17 protein-coding genes are annotated in these 16834 nt (G+C 66.8%); 6 read left to right on the top strand and 11 right to left on the bottom strand.

Going from position 1 to position 16834, the window contains the following annotated elements:
• Positions 1–227: 227 nt before the first annotated feature.
• The 5 genes from ASE70_RS04795 to serS all read right to left on the bottom strand — a co-directional run bounded on the left by ASE70_RS04795 (position 228) and on the right by serS (position 6509).
• The gene (locus ASE70_RS04795) at positions 228–1619 is read right to left on the bottom strand and encodes a leucyl aminopeptidase family protein (protein WP_056501964.1); all 1392 of its coding nucleotides are present in this window, start codon (positions 1617–1619) and stop codon (positions 228–230) included.
• A gap of 50 nt (positions 1620–1669) precedes the next feature.
• Positions 1670–3001, bottom strand: coding sequence for a 30S ribosomal protein S12 methylthiotransferase RimO (gene rimO / locus ASE70_RS04790; protein ID WP_056501935.1), 1332 nt, complete (start codon positions 2999–3001; stop codon positions 1670–1672).
• A 127-nt stretch (positions 3002–3128) separates the two neighbouring features.
• Complete coding sequence (locus tag ASE70_RS04785; RefSeq protein WP_056501931.1) at positions 3129–4139, bottom strand: potassium channel family protein; 1011 nt, start codon at positions 4137–4139, stop codon at positions 3129–3131.
• Complete coding sequence (locus ASE70_RS04780; protein ID WP_082450658.1) at positions 4136–5212, bottom strand: M23 family metallopeptidase; 1077 nt, start codon at positions 5210–5212, stop codon at positions 4136–4138. The genes ASE70_RS04785 and ASE70_RS04780 overlap by 4 nt, the downstream gene beginning before the upstream one ends.
• Positions 5213–5231: 19 nt before the next feature.
• Entirely contained in the window at positions 5232–6509 is a 1278-nt protein-coding gene (gene serS / locus ASE70_RS04775) for a serine--tRNA ligase (RefSeq protein WP_056501929.1), read from the bottom strand.
• A 95-nt stretch (positions 6510–6604) separates the two neighbouring features.
• Between serS and ASE70_RS04770 the strand changes: the two genes are divergently transcribed.
• The 3 genes from ASE70_RS04770 to dksA all read left to right on the top strand — a co-directional run bounded on the left by ASE70_RS04770 (position 6605) and on the right by dksA (position 8914).
• Positions 6605–7057 carry a host attachment family protein gene (locus tag ASE70_RS04770; protein ID WP_055994377.1) on the top strand — a complete coding sequence of 151 codons (453 nt, stop codon included), beginning with the start codon at positions 6605–6607 and terminating at the stop codon, positions 7055–7057.
• Between the two features lie 19 nt (positions 7058–7076).
• Complete coding sequence (locus ASE70_RS20310) at positions 7077–8195, top strand: hypothetical protein (protein WP_235519610.1); 1119 nt, start codon at positions 7077–7079, stop codon at positions 8193–8195.
• A 260-nt stretch (positions 8196–8455) separates the two neighbouring features.
• Positions 8456–8914, top strand: coding sequence for an RNA polymerase-binding protein DksA (gene dksA / locus ASE70_RS04760; RefSeq protein WP_055994371.1), 459 nt, complete (start codon positions 8456–8458; stop codon positions 8912–8914).
• 46 nt (positions 8915–8960) lie between these two features.
• On the opposite strand, the gene ASE70_RS19075 is transcribed toward dksA, so the two are convergent.
• Entirely contained in the window at positions 8961–9116 is a 156-nt protein-coding gene (locus tag ASE70_RS19075; protein ID WP_082438805.1) for a YdcH family protein, read from the bottom strand.
• Positions 9117–9266: 150 nt separating this feature from the next.
• Here ASE70_RS19075 and ASE70_RS04755 point away from each other — a divergent pair, with 150 nt between their 5' ends.
• Positions 9267–9464 (top strand): YdcH family protein, encoded by a 198-nt coding sequence (locus ASE70_RS04755; RefSeq protein WP_056396517.1) that lies wholly within the window; start codon positions 9267–9269, stop codon positions 9462–9464.
• 83 nt (positions 9465–9547) lie between these two features.
• The gene (locus tag ASE70_RS04750; protein ID WP_056501926.1) at positions 9548–10006 is read left to right on the top strand and encodes a DUF1465 family protein; all 459 of its coding nucleotides are present in this window, start codon (positions 9548–9550) and stop codon (positions 10004–10006) included.
• Here the strand turns inward: ASE70_RS04750 and ASE70_RS04745 are convergent.
• Positions 10001–10945 carry an NAD(P)H-dependent flavin oxidoreductase gene (locus tag ASE70_RS04745; RefSeq protein WP_056501923.1) on the bottom strand — a complete coding sequence of 315 codons (945 nt, stop codon included), beginning with the start codon at positions 10943–10945 and terminating at the stop codon, positions 10001–10003. The two genes, ASE70_RS04750 and ASE70_RS04745, sit on opposite strands and share 6 nt — an antisense overlap.
• A gap of 307 nt (positions 10946–11252) precedes the next feature.
• Between ASE70_RS04745 and ASE70_RS04740 the strand changes: the two genes are divergently transcribed.
• A complete protein-coding gene (locus ASE70_RS04740) occupies positions 11253–11648 on the top strand; it encodes a hypothetical protein (RefSeq protein ID WP_056501920.1) in 396 nt (131 codons plus the stop codon).
• Positions 11649–11655: 7 nt separating this feature from the next.
• On the opposite strand, the gene ASE70_RS04735 is transcribed toward ASE70_RS04740, so the two are convergent.
• From ASE70_RS04735 to ASE70_RS04720, 4 genes are all read right to left on the bottom strand, one after another.
• Positions 11656–12990: an Nramp family divalent metal transporter gene (locus ASE70_RS04735; RefSeq protein ID WP_056501918.1), complete on the bottom strand. Its 1335-nt coding sequence runs from the start codon at positions 12988–12990 to the stop codon at positions 11656–11658.
• Positions 12991–13016: 26 nt separating this feature from the next.
• Positions 13017–14018, bottom strand: a complete 1002-nt coding sequence (locus tag ASE70_RS04730; RefSeq protein WP_056501917.1) for a ferritin-like domain-containing protein — start codon at positions 14016–14018, stop codon at positions 13017–13019.
• A 20-nt stretch (positions 14019–14038) separates the two neighbouring features.
• Positions 14039–15058: a ferritin-like domain-containing protein gene (locus tag ASE70_RS04725; protein WP_056501916.1), complete on the bottom strand. Its 1020-nt coding sequence runs from the start codon at positions 15056–15058 to the stop codon at positions 14039–14041.
• Between the two features lie 378 nt (positions 15059–15436).
• Positions 15437–16810, bottom strand: coding sequence for a class II 3-deoxy-7-phosphoheptulonate synthase (locus ASE70_RS04720; RefSeq protein ID WP_056501913.1), 1374 nt, complete (start codon positions 16808–16810; stop codon positions 15437–15439).
• Positions 16811–16834 lie beyond the last annotated feature (24 nt).

Here is a 16834-nt window from a genome sequence, read left to right as displayed (position 1 = left end):
TGATCAGGTCGGTCCCCTCGCACGCTGGACAACGCATCCTGTCCTCCCCATCCCACATCAAAGGAACACAGAAGAATCCAAAACGCGCCTCGTGTAAACAGTCCCCCGGCACGGGGAGGGGGACCGCCGCGAAGCGGTGGGGGAGGGAAGCTTCCACGAACGGATCGCCCTTGGAGATCCCCCTCCACCAGCCTGTGGCTGGTCCCCCTCCCCGTGCCGGGGAGGATTCAGGGTTTGGCGTACCGATCCTTCAGCAGCCGCCACGTCGCGCGCAGGCCATAGGCTTCGCCACCTTTGGCGCGGCCGGGTTTGGCGGCGGTGCGCCAGGCGAAGGTGTCGAGATGCGCCCATGCGGTGCCCGGCGTCACGAACCGCCGCAGGAACAGCGCGGCGGTGACCGCGCCGGCCATGCCGCCATCGGGAGCGTTGACTATGTCGGCGATGTCGGACTTCAGCAGGTCGTCATAGCCATCCCATAGCGGCATCCGCCACAACGGGTCCTCTTCCGCCGTGCCTGCCGCGAGCAGGTCGGCGGCGAGCGTATCGTCATTGGCGAAGGTCGCCGGCAGATCGGGGCCGAGCGCCACGCGGGCGGCCCCGGTCAGGGTCGCGAAGTCGATCAGCAGGTCGGGGTGATCCTCGCACGCCCGAGTCAGCGCATCGCCCAGCACAAGCCGCCCTTCGGCATCGGTATTGGTGTTCTCGACCGTCAGCCCCTTGCGCGTCGTCAGCACGTCGCCGGGACGGAAGCTGTCGGCCGATACGCTGTTCTCGACCGCCGGGATCAGCAGATGGAGCCGGACCGGCAGATGCGTTTCCATCACCAGCCCGGCGAGTGCCAGCGCGTGCGCCGCGCCGCCCATATCCTTCTTCATCAGACGCATGCCCGAAGACGGCTTGATATCGAGCCCGCCACTGTCGAAGCATACGCCCTTGCCCACCAGTGCGACGCGAGGATGCGCCGGGTTGCCCCAGACCAGTTCGATCAACCGCGGTTCGCGCCCCTTGCCGGCGGCCTTTCCGACCGCATGTATCATCGGATAGCCGGTCTCCAGATCGCGGCCGGTGGTGACGGTAACGGTCGCGCCATGCGCGTCGCCGATGGTACGGACGGCAATGGCGAGTTCGGCAGGGCCGAGGTCGGCGGCGGCGGTGTTGACCAGATCGCGGACCCGCGCGGTAGCGGCCGCCTGTCGCAGCGCTTCGTCGATCCGGGCTGGTTCGTTGGAAAGCAGGACGCGGGGGGCGTCGTCATCGCCCTTGCGATAGCGGGTGAAGCGATATTGCGCGGTCGCCCAGCCGAGCTTCGCAGCGCCGGGGGCACCGCTGGCGAGGCGATAGCTGCCGGCAGGAAGCTGCGCGGGCAAATGCGCCAGCTCCCATGACGACAGGTTCGCCGGGTCGGCGACGACGGTGGCGACCGACCATTCATCGGGGCGTTCGCCGGGCAGCGTCGCGGTCTTGCCGGCCTTGGCGACCAGCCGCTGCGCCGTCGCGGCGGCGCGAATGCGCGGGGGTTGCTGGCCAAGCCACGCATCGAACGCGGCGAGCGGGATCAGGTGGATGGTACGGGCATCCTGCCCGCGGTCGGCGGTGATCGTCGGAGTCATGGCCGAGATGTAGGGGGCGGGGGGCTCAAAGCGCAATCCTCCCCGTGCCGGGGAGGATTTCAGGCTACCGGCACACCGTACAGGTCGTGTTCGTCGGCGTCCTCGACTTCGACCTTGACGATATCGCCCTGTGCCAGATGGCCGGCGTCGCGCAGGAATACCTCGCCGTCGATGCCCGGCGCGTCGGCGGTGCTGCGGCCGGTCGCGCCGCCTTCCTCGCCGACCTCGTCGATGATGACGTCGATCGTGCGCCCGATCTTTGCGGCCAGCTTGGCAGCCGAGATCGCGGCGGTCTTTTCCATGATCCGCGCGTAGCGTTCTTCTTTCACCGTCTCCGGCACCGGATCGGGCAGCGCGTTGGCGGCGGCCCCCTCGACGGGTTCGAAGCGGAACGCGCCGACCCGGTCGAGCTGCGCTTCGTCCAGCCAGTCGAGCAGATACTGGAAATCGGCTTCGGTCTCGCCGGGGAAACCGACGACGAACGAGGAACGGATCGCGATGTCGGGGCAGACCTCACGCCAGCCGCGCAGGCGTTCGAGCACCTTGGCATCGTTCGCCGGACGCTTCATCGCCTTCAGAACATTGGGCGAGGCGTGCTGGAACGGAATATCGAGATACGGCAGCACCAGCCCCTCGGCCATCAGCGGCACGACCGCGTCGACATGCGGATAGGGATAGACATAGTGGAGCCGCACCCATGGCGCGATCTGTCCCAACTCGCGGGCCAGATCGGTCATGTGCGGCACGACCTCGCGCCCCTTCCACGCGCGCGGTTCGCGGCGGATATCGATGCCATAGGCCGACGTATCCTGGCTGATGACCAGCAGTTCCTTCGTCCCTGCCGCGACCAGCTTTTCCGCCTCGCGCAGGATCGCATCGGGGCGGCGGCTGACCAGATCGCCGCGGATCGACGGGATGATGCAGAACGAGCAGCGGTGGTTGCAGCCCTCCGAAATCTTCAGATAGCTGTAATGGCGCGGCGTCAGTTTGAGGCCGCTTTCGGGAACGAGATCGACGAACGGCGACGGGATCGGCGGCGCGGCTTCGTGCACCGCCTCGACCACCTGTTCATATTGATGCGCGCCGGTGACGGCCAGCACCTGCGGGAAGCGGGCGCGGATCGTCTCCGCTTCCTGCCCCATGCAACCGGTGACGATGACGCGGCCGTTTTCGGCGATCGCCTCGCCGATCGCTTCGAGCGACTCTTCCTTGGCGGAGTCGAGGAAACCGCAGGTGTTGACCAGCACGACATCGGCCCCGGCATAGTCGGACGACATCTGATAGCCGTCGCTGCGCAATTTGGTCAGGATGCGTTCGCTGTCGACAAGGTTCTTGGGACAGCCGAGGGAAACCATCCCGACACGGGGAGGCGAAGGAAGACGAGTTGCCATGATTGCCCGGTCACATAGCGATTTCGGCAAAAAATGATAGGGGCGGTGCTGCGGTGCGGTTCGCCGCGTCCGGCGAAGGTCGTGAAGCCGCGGAAACCGATCGGCCGGAACCGCGCGGCATCCGGCGTTACCGGGTGACCACTTCGACGATCATGTCGCCGGGTTGCAGGTTGCGGGCTTCGGGGCTGTCGAAGGTAATCTTGCCACCCTGCCGATAGATGCGCAGGCCGAGGCCGGTGGTGATCGCCGAGAGCGGCTGGCCCACCTCGTGCGCGGCGACCGGGCGTTCGGACAGCGCGACCGCGCCGTCGATCGACGCCAGATCGAGCATGTAGTCGGCGATATGCGGCCCGCGACACGATCCGGCGAGCAGCAGACCGGCGAAGCTGACCGGATTGATGACCGTCGTCGCCCCGGCGGCACGGGCGGGAAACTCGTTGTCCTCCGCCTTCACGATGACGCTGATCGTCAGATCGGGAGCGAGATGGCGGGCGGTCAACGTCACCAGCACCGACGTGTCGTCGCGACCGGTGGCGACGATCAGCGCCCGTGCGCGGGCGATGCAGACATCGTTCAGCGTCGCGTCGCGAGTGGCATCGGCTAGCAGGACGATGCAGCCGAGTTTCTGCGCGGTGTCGAGATGCGCCTGGACCGGATCGATCACAACGATCCGGCGCGGGTCCTCGCCCCGCGCGACCAGTTCGTCGACCGCCTCCGACCCGGTCTTGCCGAAGCCGGCGACGACGATGTGACCGGTCAGTTTGTCTTGCAACAGCGCCATGCGCCAACGCTCCCAATTGCGCCGAAGGACGAATTGATAGGTCGTGCCGATGAACAGCAGCACGACGAATACCCGGATCGGCGTGACGATCAACGCATCGAACAGGCGCGCACGTTCGGTCACCGGGGCGATATCGCCATAGCCGGTGGTCGTGATCGAGATCATCGTGAAATAGATCACGTCGGCGAAGCTGACCTGCCTATCGTAATTGTCGCGCAGACCCTCGCGATCGAACCAGTGCACCGCCACCGCGATGCCGACCAGCGTCAGGACCGCGACCACCCGCCACAGGATCGACGCCCAGACCGGCAGCGGCGACGATTGCCGCAGGACGGCGCGGCGGGACGGCGGTTTCACCGGCGCGGCAGTCGCGACAGCGGATCGACCGGGGTGCGGCCCGACCGCACCTCGAAATGGACCGCCGGGCGTTCGGCATAGCCGGTGTCGCCCGACAAGGCGATCTTCTGCCCTTTCTTCACCGCCTGCCCACGCTGTACCAGCAACTGGCTGGCATGGCCGTATACCGTGGTGAGGCCGCTGCCGTGGCGGATGATGACCACCCCGCCAAGCCCCGGTACGCCGGTGCCGACATAGGCGACGGTCCCGGCGGCGGCAGCGCCGATCGGCGTGTCGATCGGGACCGCGATCTTGATGCCGTTGTTGCGCTCTCCGCTGTCGCCTGCGCCGAAGCGTTTGAACACCCGGCCATCGACCGGCCAGATCAGCGTGCCCGGATCGGCGCTGGGCGGGGCGACGGCAGCGGTCGACGGCAGGACCCGGCGGGGCGAGGTGACGGCGGGGGCAGGGCGTGCGTCCGGTTCGATCGCCGGTTCGCCGCCGGTCAGAATATCGTCGATGTCGAGCTGGAACGCGGCGGCGCGCTCGGCGGCCGACCGCGGCACGGCATCGACCGGGATCAGAATGCGCTGTCCGGCCCGGAGGATGAATGGTTCGGTCAGGGCATTGGTAATGGCGATCCGCGACCAGTCGACGCCGTACGCGCGGGCGATGGCGATGCCGCTCTCGCCCTTGCCGACCATGTGGTAGCGGCCGCCGGGAATGGTCAGGCGCTGGCCCGCACGGATCATGAACGGGGGCGGCAGGTTGTTGGCGCGCGCGATCGCCTCGGTCCCGGCACCGGTCAGGTTGGCGATGCCGCGCAGCGTATCGCCGGGGCGGACCACATAGCTGCCGGGCGCGACGTTACGCGCGTCGGGTATGACCCGCTTCGCTTCCCATGCAGGCGGCGGCGACGGCAGGGCCGTGACGCCGCTGCCCTGCGGTTCGGTGGCGGGCGGGGTGCCGGGGGCGGCGGTCGGCACCGGTTCGACGGTCGGCCGCGACGCGATGCGGCCCGGATTGGACGGGATACAGCCACTCGCGCCAATCATCAGCGCCGCCGCTATTGCACCCCGTGTCGCGAACCGCATCACCGCCCCCGTTCGTTGCCTAACCCGCCGGGGTCAGGACGTCCTGCCCGACATAGCGGCGCAGCACGTCGGGCACGACGACCGAGCCGTCGGCCTGCTGATAATTCTCCAGCACTGCCACCAGCGTGCGCCCGACCGCAAGGCCGGACCCGTTGAGGCTATGGACGAAGCGCGTCGCCTTCGCCCCTTCCGGGCGATAGCGGGCGTTCATGCGGCGCGCCTGAAAATCGGTGCAGGTCGAACAGCTCGAAATCTCGCGGTACCGGTTCTGGCCCGGCAGCCATACTTCGAGATCATAGGTCCGCGCCGCCGCAAAGCCCATGTCGCCGGTACACAGCTTCATCCGCCGGAACGGCAGCACGAGGCGGTTGAGGATGTCCTCCGCCGCCTGCGTCATCCGCTCATGCTCGGCGTCCGACTGGTCGGGGGTGGTGATCGATACCATCTCCGCCTTTTCGAACTGATGCTGGCGGATGAAGCCGCGGGTGTCGCGCCCGGCGGCCCCTGCTTCCGACCGGAAACACATGGTGAGCGCGGTGAAGCGCAGCGGCAACTCACGCTCGGGCAGGATCTGCCCGGCGACGATATTGGTCAGCGATACCTCGGCGGTCGGGATCAGCCAGTGATCGCCGGTCGTGCGGAACAGGTCCTCGGCGAATTTCGGCAATTGCCCGGTGCCGTACAGCGCCTCGCCGCGCACCAGCACCGGCGGCACGACCTCTTCATAGCCATGGATGCCGGTCAGCGTATCGAGCATGAACTGGCCGAGCGCACGATGCAGTTTGGCGGCGGCTCCGCGCACCAGCGTGAAGCGCGCGCCCGACAGCTTGGCCCCGGTTTCGAAATCGAGGCCGATCGCCGGCCCGATCGCGTCATGCTCGGCGGGCGGGAAGGCGAAGGCGGTGGGATCGCCGACCGTCTTTTCGACGACATTCTCGTCCTCCCCCGCGCCCTCCGGGACGTCGGCGAGCGGCAGATTGGGGATCGCGGCGAGACGGGCCGTCAGTTCCTCGCCGAGCATCGCTTCCTCCGCCTCGATCGCGGGCATCCGATCCTTGAGAGTCGCGACTTCGGCCATCAGCGCTGTGGCGGTCGCTTCGTCGCGACTTGCCTTGGCAGCACCGATCGCTTTCGACGCTTCGTTGCGGCGCGCCTGCGCGACCTGCACTTCGGTCAGCAGCGCGCGACGGCGTTCGTCGAGATCGACGATCGCGGCCGACAGGGGTGCCATCCCGCGGCGGGCAAGGGCGGCATCGAAGGCGGCGGGATCGTCGCGGATCAGGCGGATATCGTGCATGGCCGGGCTATGGCGAGCGCCGGTCGGCCATGCAAGCCGCAACCGCCGCCGCCGCCGGTGCGTTGGGCGGTCGGTACAATCAGAGGAGAGATGGAATGCGGATTCCCCATGACGCCTGTGTGTTGGTCGCGGATGGCCGAAAAATGCTGTTTTTCCGCAACGAAGGCGATGCGAATACGCCGAACCTGGTGGTCGAGGATCAGGCGATGCAGGCCAACCCCGCCGATCGTCATCAAAAGACCGACGCCGCCGGACAGGCGCAGTCGATCCGTGGCGGCAATTTCGCGCAGGGCGGCGGCAGCATGGGCGAGACCGACTATCATCAGCAGGCCGAGGATCGCTTCGCCGCCGAAGCAGCCGAACTGCTCCGCAAGCGCGCGCTGGCCAACGAGTTCGAGGCGCTGATCGTCGTCGCCCCGCCCAAGACGCTGGGCGAGATGCGCAAGCATTATCACAAGACCGTCAGCGAGCGCCTGACCGGTGAACTCGACAAGGACCTGACCGGCCATCCGGTCGACCAGATCGAAAAGCTGATTTCGGCCGCCTGATAGACCTGCGGACCGCGCGTTGCCGCGCGCGGTCCGTTATTCGGCGACGGCGGTCTTGCGCGCCAACCGCTTGCGCAGGACCAGCGCCGCCGCCGCGCCGCCGAACAGCAGCAGCATCGGCGGGGCGGGGACCGGCGTCGGGCCGTCCGGATTTCCCGGAGGCGGCTTGCCGTTCGAACTGCCGTTCGAACTCCACCCGCCGTTCGAGCTCCAGCCCTTGCTTGACGAGCCGTTCGATGAGGATGAGGTCGACGTGCTGGTTGACCCCGACGATGCCGAGGACGTGCTGGTCGAGACGTTGCCGCTCGACGACGACGAGGTGGAGGACGAGACGTCGCCGCTGGACGACGCCGACGACGACACATTCCCGCTCGACGACGAGGAGACATTGCCGCTGCTGCCGCCCGAGGCGGACGAGGTGCTGCTGGTGCTCGATACGCCGCCGGTGCTGGTCGACGATCCGCCCGACGATGTCGAGGTCGACGATGCCCCCGACGATGTCGAAGACCCGCCGGTAGAGGTCGACGACGCACCGGACGAGGTCGAGGAAGACGATCCGCCCGATCCGCCCGACGAAGTAGAGGTCGAACCGCCACTGGTGCTCGACGTCGAGGATACGATGATCCCGCTCGACCCACCGCCAGAACCGCCGCCGCCGAAGAAGCCGCCGGCAAAGAAGCCGCCACCGATCCCGCCACCGCCGGTGCCACCGACCAGTACCGGTCCGCCGCCAAAGCCCCCGCGGCCCTGCATCGGCGACATGTCCGCACCGGTGAAAGCGGGGGGCAGGGGAACCGGTGCTCCCTGGCTGGCGACGGTTACCACGGTCGGCGGGCACACCGTCTTTGTCCGGGTGACGACGCGGGTGACGACCCGTCGCGGTGCCGGACGGGGCGCGGCCCGTTTGGTGATGGCGCGTTTGGTGATCGCGCGCTTCGTGATCTCACGATTCTGCGCGGATTCGGCGACATGCACGGCACCGCCGCCAAGGACGGCACCGCCGCAGGCACATGCGCACAGTTTCGCCAGGGCCATCTTTACCGACATGCCGCACCATTCTTCCTGTAAGTACCACCGATCACCGCGTCGCCGCGATGCTCGGGATCAACCTGCCCCACCAAGACGAAACAAAGCGTAAAACTCAACCCATGCCGGGTTCGTTTTCCCGCCTTATTCGGGAACGGCACGACACGCCAGCCGGCGAGGGTGGTTAACGTACCGTAAAGGGACGTGGGTTCACAAGCGAACCGATCCGGTTAACCCTTTTGAACCGCCGCGCTTTCGGCGGCTGGCCCTGGACGCTTGTGGTGCTGCCCTCCGCCCGATATAGGCGCGCGGACAAACGAGAGGCGGCACCCCGCGGACTTCGTCAGGGGAAGCTCCGGGGTGGAGATTGGGATGGCCACGGTTTTGAGCGATACGACACGACCTCTCGACATACCGCCGCCGGCAAATGACGACGGGTATCGTCCGCATGCGGACGAACCGTTCATGAATCCGCGGCAACAGGCATATTTTCGCGCCAAGCTGCTGGCATGGAAGGAAGCGATCCTTCGCGAATCGCAGGATACGCTGGCGCACCTGCAGAACGAATCGCTGCGTGAGGCCGACCTGACCGACCGTGCGTCGAGCGAGACCGACTGGTCGATCGAACTGCGGACCCGTGACCGGCAGCGCAAGCTGATCTCCAAGATCGAGGCGGCGGTGCGTCGCATCGATGACGGTGAATATGGCTATTGTGAAGTGACCGGCGAGCCGATCGCGCTGGGTCGGCTGGAAGCCCGCCCGATCGCGACGATGACGGTCGAGGCGCAAAGCCGTCACGAACGGCAGGAAAAGGTATCGCGCGAGGAATAGATGCCGATGCGAAGCGCGGGGCCGGTGGCCGACCCCGCGCAGTGCGTCACAGCGATGATATCTCCTGCTTCACCTGCAACTTGCGTTTCTTGAGCGACGACAGCAGCGACTGGTCCGGCGCGGGGCGATGGGTCTCGGCCGAAATCTGTCGATCGAGCGTCGCGTGTTTCGCTTCGAGTGCGGTGAGGTGGGCAGACTGCATCGTTGCATCCTCCTGCTTGGCTGTTGGGGGAATGAGTAAAACACAGGATCGGGCGAATGTCGCCATATCCGATGGGATTTTCGACACGACGTGTGAAAATCGCCGACGGACCGTTGCCAGCGCCGGGACGGCGGGTGACAGTAGCAGCCGATGGACGAATCGGACCTTGAGCAGCGGCTGGGACTGTTGCGGATCGAGCACCGCGATCTGGACGACGCGATTGCGGCGCTGGCGACCGCGACTCACCTCGACCAGTTGCAGATGGCTCGGCTGAAACGCCGCAAATTGCGCCTCCGCGACGAAATGGCGGCGATCGAGGACCAGCTGATCCCCGATATCATCGCCTGATCGTCAGATTCGGGGACGCGCGGCGCAGACCGTCGATCCGGCCGCCTCTTTCGCGGGTCGGGCGGGCGTGGCATTCTGCTGCCATGGACGTAGCCGAAAACGGTGCGATGGTGCATCGCCGACTGATCGATTCGATGTATGTCGAAGCGATGCTGCTCGCCGATGAGGCGCGGGCCTATTTCGATCAGGTCGGGATGGCCGAGCGGGCGACGCTCGATCCGATGGCGCGGGTCGTGCTGTCGTGCGAGTCGCTCAAGATCACGACCCGGTTGATGCACGTCATCGCGTGGCTGTTGACGCAAAAGGCGATCGACGCGGGCGAGATGGCGGCGGAAATGGGGGACGATCCAATCCGCACGCTGCCCGACGGTCCGGTGACGGACGAAGACACGCTGGTGACGATGCCGGTGGGCACGCAGACGCTGATCCGCGCGAGCGTCGACCTGTATCGCCGGGCGGAACGGATGGAGCGGTCGCGGAGCGCTCCGCCGGCGGCGAGCCCGGCGCGCGCGATGTTCGAACGGCTGGCGACCCGGCTATAGCAGCCGGGCACGGACGGCCTGATATTCGTCGGCCATCCGGGCGATGCGATCGGCGGCGGGGACGACCGCGTCGATTGCGCCGATGCCCTGACCGGCACCCCAGATATCCTTCCATGCCTTTGCCGCCGAACCGAAATTCATCGCCGAATGGTCGCTTTCGGGAAGGGCGTCGGGGTCTAAGCCCGCGGCGACGATCGAGCCCCGCAGATAGTTGCCGTGCACGCCGGTGAACAGGTTGCTGTAGACGATATCGTCCGCGCGACCGTCGACCACCGCCTGCTTATAGGCCGGGACGGCATTGGCTTCGGTGGTCGCGATGAAGGGCGAGCCGACATAGGCGAGGTCGGCACCCGCGGCCTGCGCCGCCAGGACCGCGCCGCCATTGGCGATCGCGCCCGACAGCGCGAGCGGGCCGTCGAACCATTGCCGCACCTCCTGCGTGAAGGCGAACGGGTTGAGTCGACCGGCATGGCCGCCGGCCCCGGTACAGACGAGGATCAGCCCGTCGGCACCCTTTTCCACCGCCTTGTGCGCGAAGCGGTCGTCGATCACGTCGTGCAGGGTGATTCCGCCCCAGCCATGGACGGCGGTATTGAGATCCTCGCGCGCGCCGAGCGAGGTGATGACGATCGGCACCTTCCATTTGGCACAGGTGGTGAGATCCTCCTCCAGCCGATCGTTCGACCGGTGGACGATCTGGTTCACCGCGAACGGCGCGGCGGGACGGTCGGGATGGGCGCGGTCGTGCGCGGCCAATTCCTCGGTAATGCGGTGCAACCATTCGTCGAGTTGCGCCTGCGGACGGGCGTTCAGCGCCGGGAAGGAGCCGACGATCCCCGCCTTGCACTGCGCGATGACCAGATCGGGGCCGGAGATGATGAAGAGCGGCGAACCGATCACAGGGAGGGCGAGCGTGTCGAACAGGGGAGGGAGCGCCATATCAGTTTCATAGCGCAACGATAATCGCTGTCCAGTGGCGGAAGTTGGCGAAGTTGACACGATGTCGATGTCGGCGTGTTGGGCAGTTGGCGTTTAAATACAGCAATGGCAGGTGGTTAGAACGGTTCGCGTCGCGCCGAAGTTTACACCGGTTGCACCGCGAACCCGAAATCGGAACGGCGCTTTCAAAGAACAGTCGCACCGTCGCACGGGCCGGCGATGTAGGAAAGTTTGGCCGCCACCCATGGCCAACGCGTTGTTAACCGGGCTGTCCTATCGTCGACCGCGACAGAGAGAGGAATGATCGATGGTCGAAGTCGCGCGCAAGCGTAGTCTGGTGCTGTTCGAGGTCGGTGCGGCGGCGCTGTTGCTGTTGCTGGCGTTCGGCCTTGCGGCGAACGGGGTGCTCGACATCCACCATTATCCGAGCCAGCCGGTCGTGGCGGCGGCGTTCGCGATGCCGGCCGGGTGCGACTATGCCGGCGGGAAGCCGACCGCCCGGGTGCCAGCGCCCTGCATCGCCACCGCGTATCGGCTGACCGGGCTGACCGATCTCGGCCTGAATGCTGGGAAGGGCGACGAGCATTGGTACCGGGTCGGCGACGATGCGCTGCTGCTGCTTTGTGTCGAGAGCGACGCGACCTGTCTGGTGCGCGCGCGGGTGTCGGGCAAGTTCGTGCGCGGCGCGGGCGATCAGGCCTAGATACGCATCACCCGGTCACGACCTGATACAACAGCACCGAATTGAGCACGATCACCGCCGCACAGATCGTCCACGCCGCGATGGCGAGGACCGGGCGGTTGGCGAACTGGCCCATCCGCCCGCGATCGCCGGTGAAGCGGACCAGCGGATAGACGGCGAAGGGCAGTTGCAGGCTCAACACCACCTGGCTGGCGATCAGCAGCTCCGCGGTGCCGCTCTCGCCATACAGGCTGGCGACGACCACCGCCGGCACGATCGCGATCAGCCGGGTGACGATCCGCCGCAGCCATGACGGCAGCCGGATGTTCAGGAACCCTTCCATCACGATCTGTCCGGCGAGCGTCCCGGTGATCGTCGAATTCTGCCCCGATGCGAGCAACGCGACGGCGAACAGGATGCTGGCGGCACCGGCACCGAGCATCGGCGTCAGCAACTGATACGCGTCCTGAATTTCCGCCACGTCGGTCCGACCGGCGGTGTGGAAGGTGGCGGCGGCGAGGATCAGGATCGATCCGTTGATGAACAGCGCCAGCATGAGCGCGATCGAGCTGTCGATGGTGGCGAGCTTCACCGCCTCGCGCCTGCCCTCGACCGATCGATCGAAGCTGCGCGTCTGCACGATCGAGCTGTGTAGATACAGGTTGTGCGGCATCACCGTCGCGCCGAGGATGCCGATCGCGATATACAGCATCACCGGGTTGGTGACGATTTCCGTCCGCGGGATCAACCCGTTGGCGATTGCGGCGAGCGAGGGTTGGGCAAGCGCCAGTTCGACCGCAAAGCAGCCGGCGATCACGATCAGCAGGGCGACGATGAACGCCTCCAGCTTGCGAAAACCATATTGCTGCAACAACAGGATCAGCATCACGTCGACCGCGGTGATGCACACGCCCCAGACAAGGGGAATGCCGAACAGGAGTTGCAACGCGATGGCAGTGCCGATCACCTCCGCCAGATCGCAGGCGATGATCGCGAGTTCGCATAGCGCCCACAATACCCAGCGGACCGGTGCCGGATAATATTCGCGACACGCCTGGGCGAGGTCGAGGCCGGTGACGATGCCGAGCTTGGCCGACAGCGATTGCAGCACCATCGCCATGATGTTCGACAGCAGGACGACCGACAACAGCGTATAGCCGAACGCCGATCCGCCGGCGATATCGGTCGCCCAGTTGCCGGGGTCCATATAGCCGACCGCGACCATATAGCCGGGGCCGGCAAAGGCCCCGAGCTTTCGCCAGAATTGTCCCGCACCGGCCGGAACGGGCACGGTGCGGAACGATCCGGGAAGGCTGGGTCGACGTTCCGGTGCGGGTTCGGCGGCGGACGGTGGTGGTGCCATGGTCGGTCGCGTTCCCCGGAAACGTGTCAAATCGCGGCGCTGGTCTTCAGCAGCCCGTTGACGCCCGCGGGGAAGAACCCGCCGAGCGCGACCGAGCTACGCGTCTGATACGCGACGTTCAGCACCTGGGCCGGTGCGCGGGCATAGGTGATGCCGCTGCCGTCGGTCGGCACGATGTTCGACGCGTTGTTGGCAGGCCGCACGCCCTGATCGATATCGGCCGCGCCGTCGAACCCGTCACGTGCGGTCGACACCGCTTCGGTCGCGTCGATCAAGGCCGGGGTGGCGATGCCGCGACGATAGAGCGCCGAGCGGATCAGGCCGGCATGATAAGATTTGGCACCCTGCATGCCGGCGGCGGCATCGAGGAACGCGGCACCAGCGAGCGAGCCGATGATCCCGCGATAGGCGGTGACGACCACATCCTCGAACACGAACGCGCCGAGCAGGAAGCGATCGTCGCTTTCATACACGTCATACGCCGCCATCGCGGTGGTGATGAGCGCGGCGGTGCGCGCGAGGTTCGAAAACGCGCTGGTCGCGGTAACGCCGAGGTCGATCGCCGGCTGCGCGATCACGGTCGACCCGATCACGCCGCGCAGAAAGGCGACATGCGCGCGGGTATCGGCGGCGAGTTCGCGGGCATAGCGGCCGATCGTCGCGTCTTCGAAAACGCGCTGCCGCCCGCCGGTCGCCGCACCGGCGGTGCCGCTGCCGCCGAGCAGGCTGGCGTCGAGGCCGGCACCGGTCGTGGCGATGCTGTAATATTGCGCCTGCAGATACGCGAAGTTCAGCGTGAAATTGAGAATGTCGGCATCCGTCGCGGGGCTCGGCACCGGTGTCGGCGTGCCCGATGCGGTCGGCGTCGGGGTGGGCGTCGGCGTCGGCGCAGGATTGCCGTTGTTGCCACCGCAGGCGGCGAGCAGCCCGGCCCCGGCGACGGCGGCGGAGACGCCACCGGCGGCGCGCAGGAAGTCACGGCGGCTGTCGCCGGCATGGCGGTCCATCAGGATCGATTCGTTGGTCATTGGTCTCGCTCCCGAAAGGCTCAGTTCGCCGCGCTGGTCTTGATGTTGCCGTTGACGCCGGCGGGGAAGAACCCGCCCGTCGCGACGGCATTGCGGTTCAGATAGGCGATGTTGAGCACCTGTCCGGTGGTGCGGCCATAGGGCAGGCCGTTGGTATCGAACGGCATGATATTCGACTGGTCGCCGATCGGACGGATGCCCTGATCGATATCGGTCGCGCCGTCGAGGCTGTCGCGCGCGGTAGAGATCGATTCGGTCGCGTTGATGAGCGACGGTGCGGCCAGCCCGCGGACATACAGCGCCGAACGGATCATCGACGCGTGATAGGCTTCGGCGGCGAGGATGCCGGCAGCGGCCTGTCGGATCAGCGTGTTGGCGATGATCGGCAGCGCACCGCGATAGGCGGTGACGCCGACATCCTCGAACAGATAGGCGGCCAGCAGGAAGTTATCGTCGCTCGCGTACGGATCGAAGCTCTCGCCGGCCCCGATCAGCCCGGCGGCACGCGCGGCGTTCGAAAACGCGCTGGTCGCGGTCGCGCCGATGTCGAGCGCGGGCATGGCGACGGCGGAGTTGCCGAGCGCGTTGCGGATGAATTCGACGTGGGCGATTTCATCCTGCGCGATTTCACGGGCGAAATTGGCGATGACCGGGTCGTTCAGCGTCGCCTTGCGACCGCCGGTCACGGCACCCGGCGTCGTGCCGGTCGGGCCGGTCAGCAGATTGGCGGCAAGGCCGGTGCCATTGGCGGCGAAGGCATAGAATTGCGCTTCGAGATATTCGAGGTTCAACGCGAAGTTCAGCACGTCGATGTCGGACGCACCGGCGGTTCCCGATGCGGAAGGGGTCGGCGTCGGCGTGGGGGTCGCGGTTCCGGTGGGCGTCGGCGTCGGCGAGTTATCGCCGCTATCGCACGAGGTCAGCGCGAGGCCGCCGCCGATCGCCGCGGCGGCACCGAACGCGCGGAAGAAGTCGCGGCGTTCCTCACGCCGGCGCGTCCGTGCGTCCAGCGCCTCTACCATCTGTGTCTCGTCGGTCATCTACCGGTTCCCTTAACGCGTTCGGCCCCGTCCCGCACGGAATCGCGGAACGACCCGGGCCAGTCGTGTGACGTGCGCGCCATGGTGGCGGCGCGCGTGCCCGTTGCCGACGTGCTGTATTGCGTGTGGGCGCAAGAGGCTAGGGGGTGGTTGTGCGGGAATTGGGGGCAGCGAGCGGTTTGCGTGGCTGCCCGGCGATCTGGCACAAAATCGTCGTCACCCCGGGCCTGACCGACTTCTGCGAACGCGCTGATTCCTGCCACCTGCCGTACCCCCGCCTGCGCGAGGGTACGACCAGTTTGCGGCTCAGATTGCTACTTTTTCGGAATCTCGATGAAGTCCGGCGCGACGGGTCGGGGCAGTACCGGGCAGGGCGACTTACGCCGCGACGCGGCGGCGTTCGGACAGTTCCTCGTTCAGCATCTCGGCAAGCAGGAACGCGAGTTCGAGGCTCTGACCGGCGTTCAGGCGCGGATCGCAGTGGGTGTGGTAGCGATCGGCGAGGCTCTGTTCGGTGACCGCGATCGCGCCGCCGGTGCATTCGGTGACGTTCTGCCCGGTCATTTCGGCATGGATGCCGCCGGCATGGCTGCCCTCCGCCCGGTGGACGGCGAAGAATCCGCGCACTTCGGCGAGGATGCGGTCGAACGGTCGCGTCTTGTAGCCGGTCGTCGCCTTGATCGTGTTGCCGTGCATTGGGTCGCACGACCACACCACCGGATGCCCTTCGCGCTGAACGGCGCGGATCAGCCCGGGCAGCCCTGCCTCGATCTTGTCATGGCCATAGCGGGTGATGAGCGTCATCCGGCCCGCGACGCGGTTCGGGTTGAGCGTGTCGAGCATCCGCAGCAGCGCGTCGGGCTCGAGCGTCGGGCCGCATTTGATGCCGATCGGATTGCCGATGCCGCGCAGGAATTCGACATGCGCCGACCCGTCGAAACGGGTGCGGTCACCGATCCACAGGAAGTGGGCCGACGTGTCGTACCAGTCGCCGGTCAGCGAATCCTGCCGGGTCAGCGCCTGTTCGTACGGGAGCAGCAGCGCTTCGTGGCTGGTGTAGAAGCTGGTCGCCTTCAATTGCGGCACGCTGTCGGCGTCGATGCCGCAGGCGGCCATGAAGTCGAGTGCCTCGCCGATGCGGTCGGCGACGTCGGCATATTTCTTCGCCCACGGGCTGCGGCCCATGAAGTCGTGGGTCCAGCGGTGCACTTGATGCAGGTTGGCATAGCCGCCGGTCGCAAACGCGCGCAGCAGGTTGAGCGTCGCCGCCGCTTGCGAATAGGCCCGGATCATCCGCTGCGGATCGGGAATGCGGCCTTCGGGGGTGAAGGCGATGTCGTTGATGTTGTCGCCGCGATAGCTGGGCAGTTCGACGCCGTCGACGACCTCGGTATCGGCCGAGCGCGGCTTGGCGAACTGACCGGCCATGCGACCGAGCTTCACCGTCGGCAGCTTCGATGCGAAGGTGAGGACCACCGCCATCTGGAGGATGACGCGGAACGTGTCGCGGATATAGTTGGGATGGAATTCCGCAAAGCTTTCCGCGCAATCGCCGCCCTGCAACAGGAACGCGCGGCCTTCGGCCACTTCGGCGAGCTCGGCGGTCAGGCTGCGCGCTTCGCCGGCGAAGACGAGCGGCGGATAGTTGGCGAGCTGTGCCGTCGCCGCGTCGAGCGCCTGCGCATTGGGATAGTTGGGAAGCTGGCGCGCTTCGGCGGTCGTCCAGCTATCGGGGGCCCAGGTGGCGGCCATATGCGGTATCCATCAAGTCGGTTC

The sequence above is a fragment of the Sphingomonas sp. Leaf22 genome (assembly GCF_001421715.1).
In the GTDB taxonomy this organism is placed as follows: domain Bacteria; phylum Pseudomonadota; class Alphaproteobacteria; order Sphingomonadales; family Sphingomonadaceae; genus Sphingomonas.
The sequence above is the reverse complement of the archived record's forward strand: the minus strand, read 5'-3'. Positions and strand labels throughout refer to the sequence as shown.

Bases quoted from the DNA above. Each gene is read 5' to 3' on its own strand.
- ASE70_RS04735 (WP_056501918.1), bottom strand. From the start codon at position 12,990: ATGGCACCACCACCGTCCGCCGCCGAACCCGCACCGGAACGTCGACCC.
- rimO (WP_056501935.1), bottom strand. From the start codon at position 3,001: ATGGCAACTCGTCTTCCTTCGCCTCCCCGTGTCGGGATGGTTTCCCTC.
- ASE70_RS19075 (WP_082438805.1), bottom strand. From the start codon at position 9,116: ATGCAGTCTGCCCACCTCACCGCACTCGAAGCGAAACACGCGACGCTC.
- ASE70_RS04770 (WP_055994377.1), top strand. From the start codon at position 6,605: ATGCGGATTCCCCATGACGCCTGTGTGTTGGTCGCGGATGGCCGAAAA.
- ASE70_RS04745 (WP_056501923.1), bottom strand. From the start codon at position 10,945: ATGGCGCTCCCTCCCCTGTTCGACACGCTCGCCCTCCCTGTGATCGGT.
- ASE70_RS04780 (WP_082450658.1), bottom strand. From the start codon at position 5,212: ATGCGGTTCGCGACACGGGGTGCAATAGCGGCGGCGCTGATGATTGGC.
- ASE70_RS04740 (WP_056501920.1), top strand. From the start codon at position 11,253: ATGGTCGAAGTCGCGCGCAAGCGTAGTCTGGTGCTGTTCGAGGTCGGT.
- ASE70_RS04725 (WP_056501916.1), bottom strand. From the start codon at position 15,058: ATGACCGACGAGACACAGATGGTAGAGGCGCTGGACGCACGGACGCGC.
- dksA (WP_055994371.1), top strand. From the start codon at position 8,456: ATGGCCACGGTTTTGAGCGATACGACACGACCTCTCGACATACCGCCG.
- ASE70_RS04755 (WP_056396517.1), top strand. From the start codon at position 9,267: ATGGACGAATCGGACCTTGAGCAGCGGCTGGGACTGTTGCGGATCGAG.
- serS (WP_056501929.1), bottom strand. From the start codon at position 6,509: ATGCACGATATCCGCCTGATCCGCGACGATCCCGCCGCCTTCGATGCC.
- ASE70_RS04750 (WP_056501926.1), top strand. From the start codon at position 9,548: ATGGACGTAGCCGAAAACGGTGCGATGGTGCATCGCCGACTGATCGAT.
- ASE70_RS04730 (WP_056501917.1), bottom strand. From the start codon at position 14,018: ATGACCAACGAATCGATCCTGATGGACCGCCATGCCGGCGACAGCCGC.
- ASE70_RS04720 (WP_056501913.1), bottom strand. From the start codon at position 16,810: ATGGCCGCCACCTGGGCCCCCGATAGCTGGACGACCGCCGAAGCGCGC.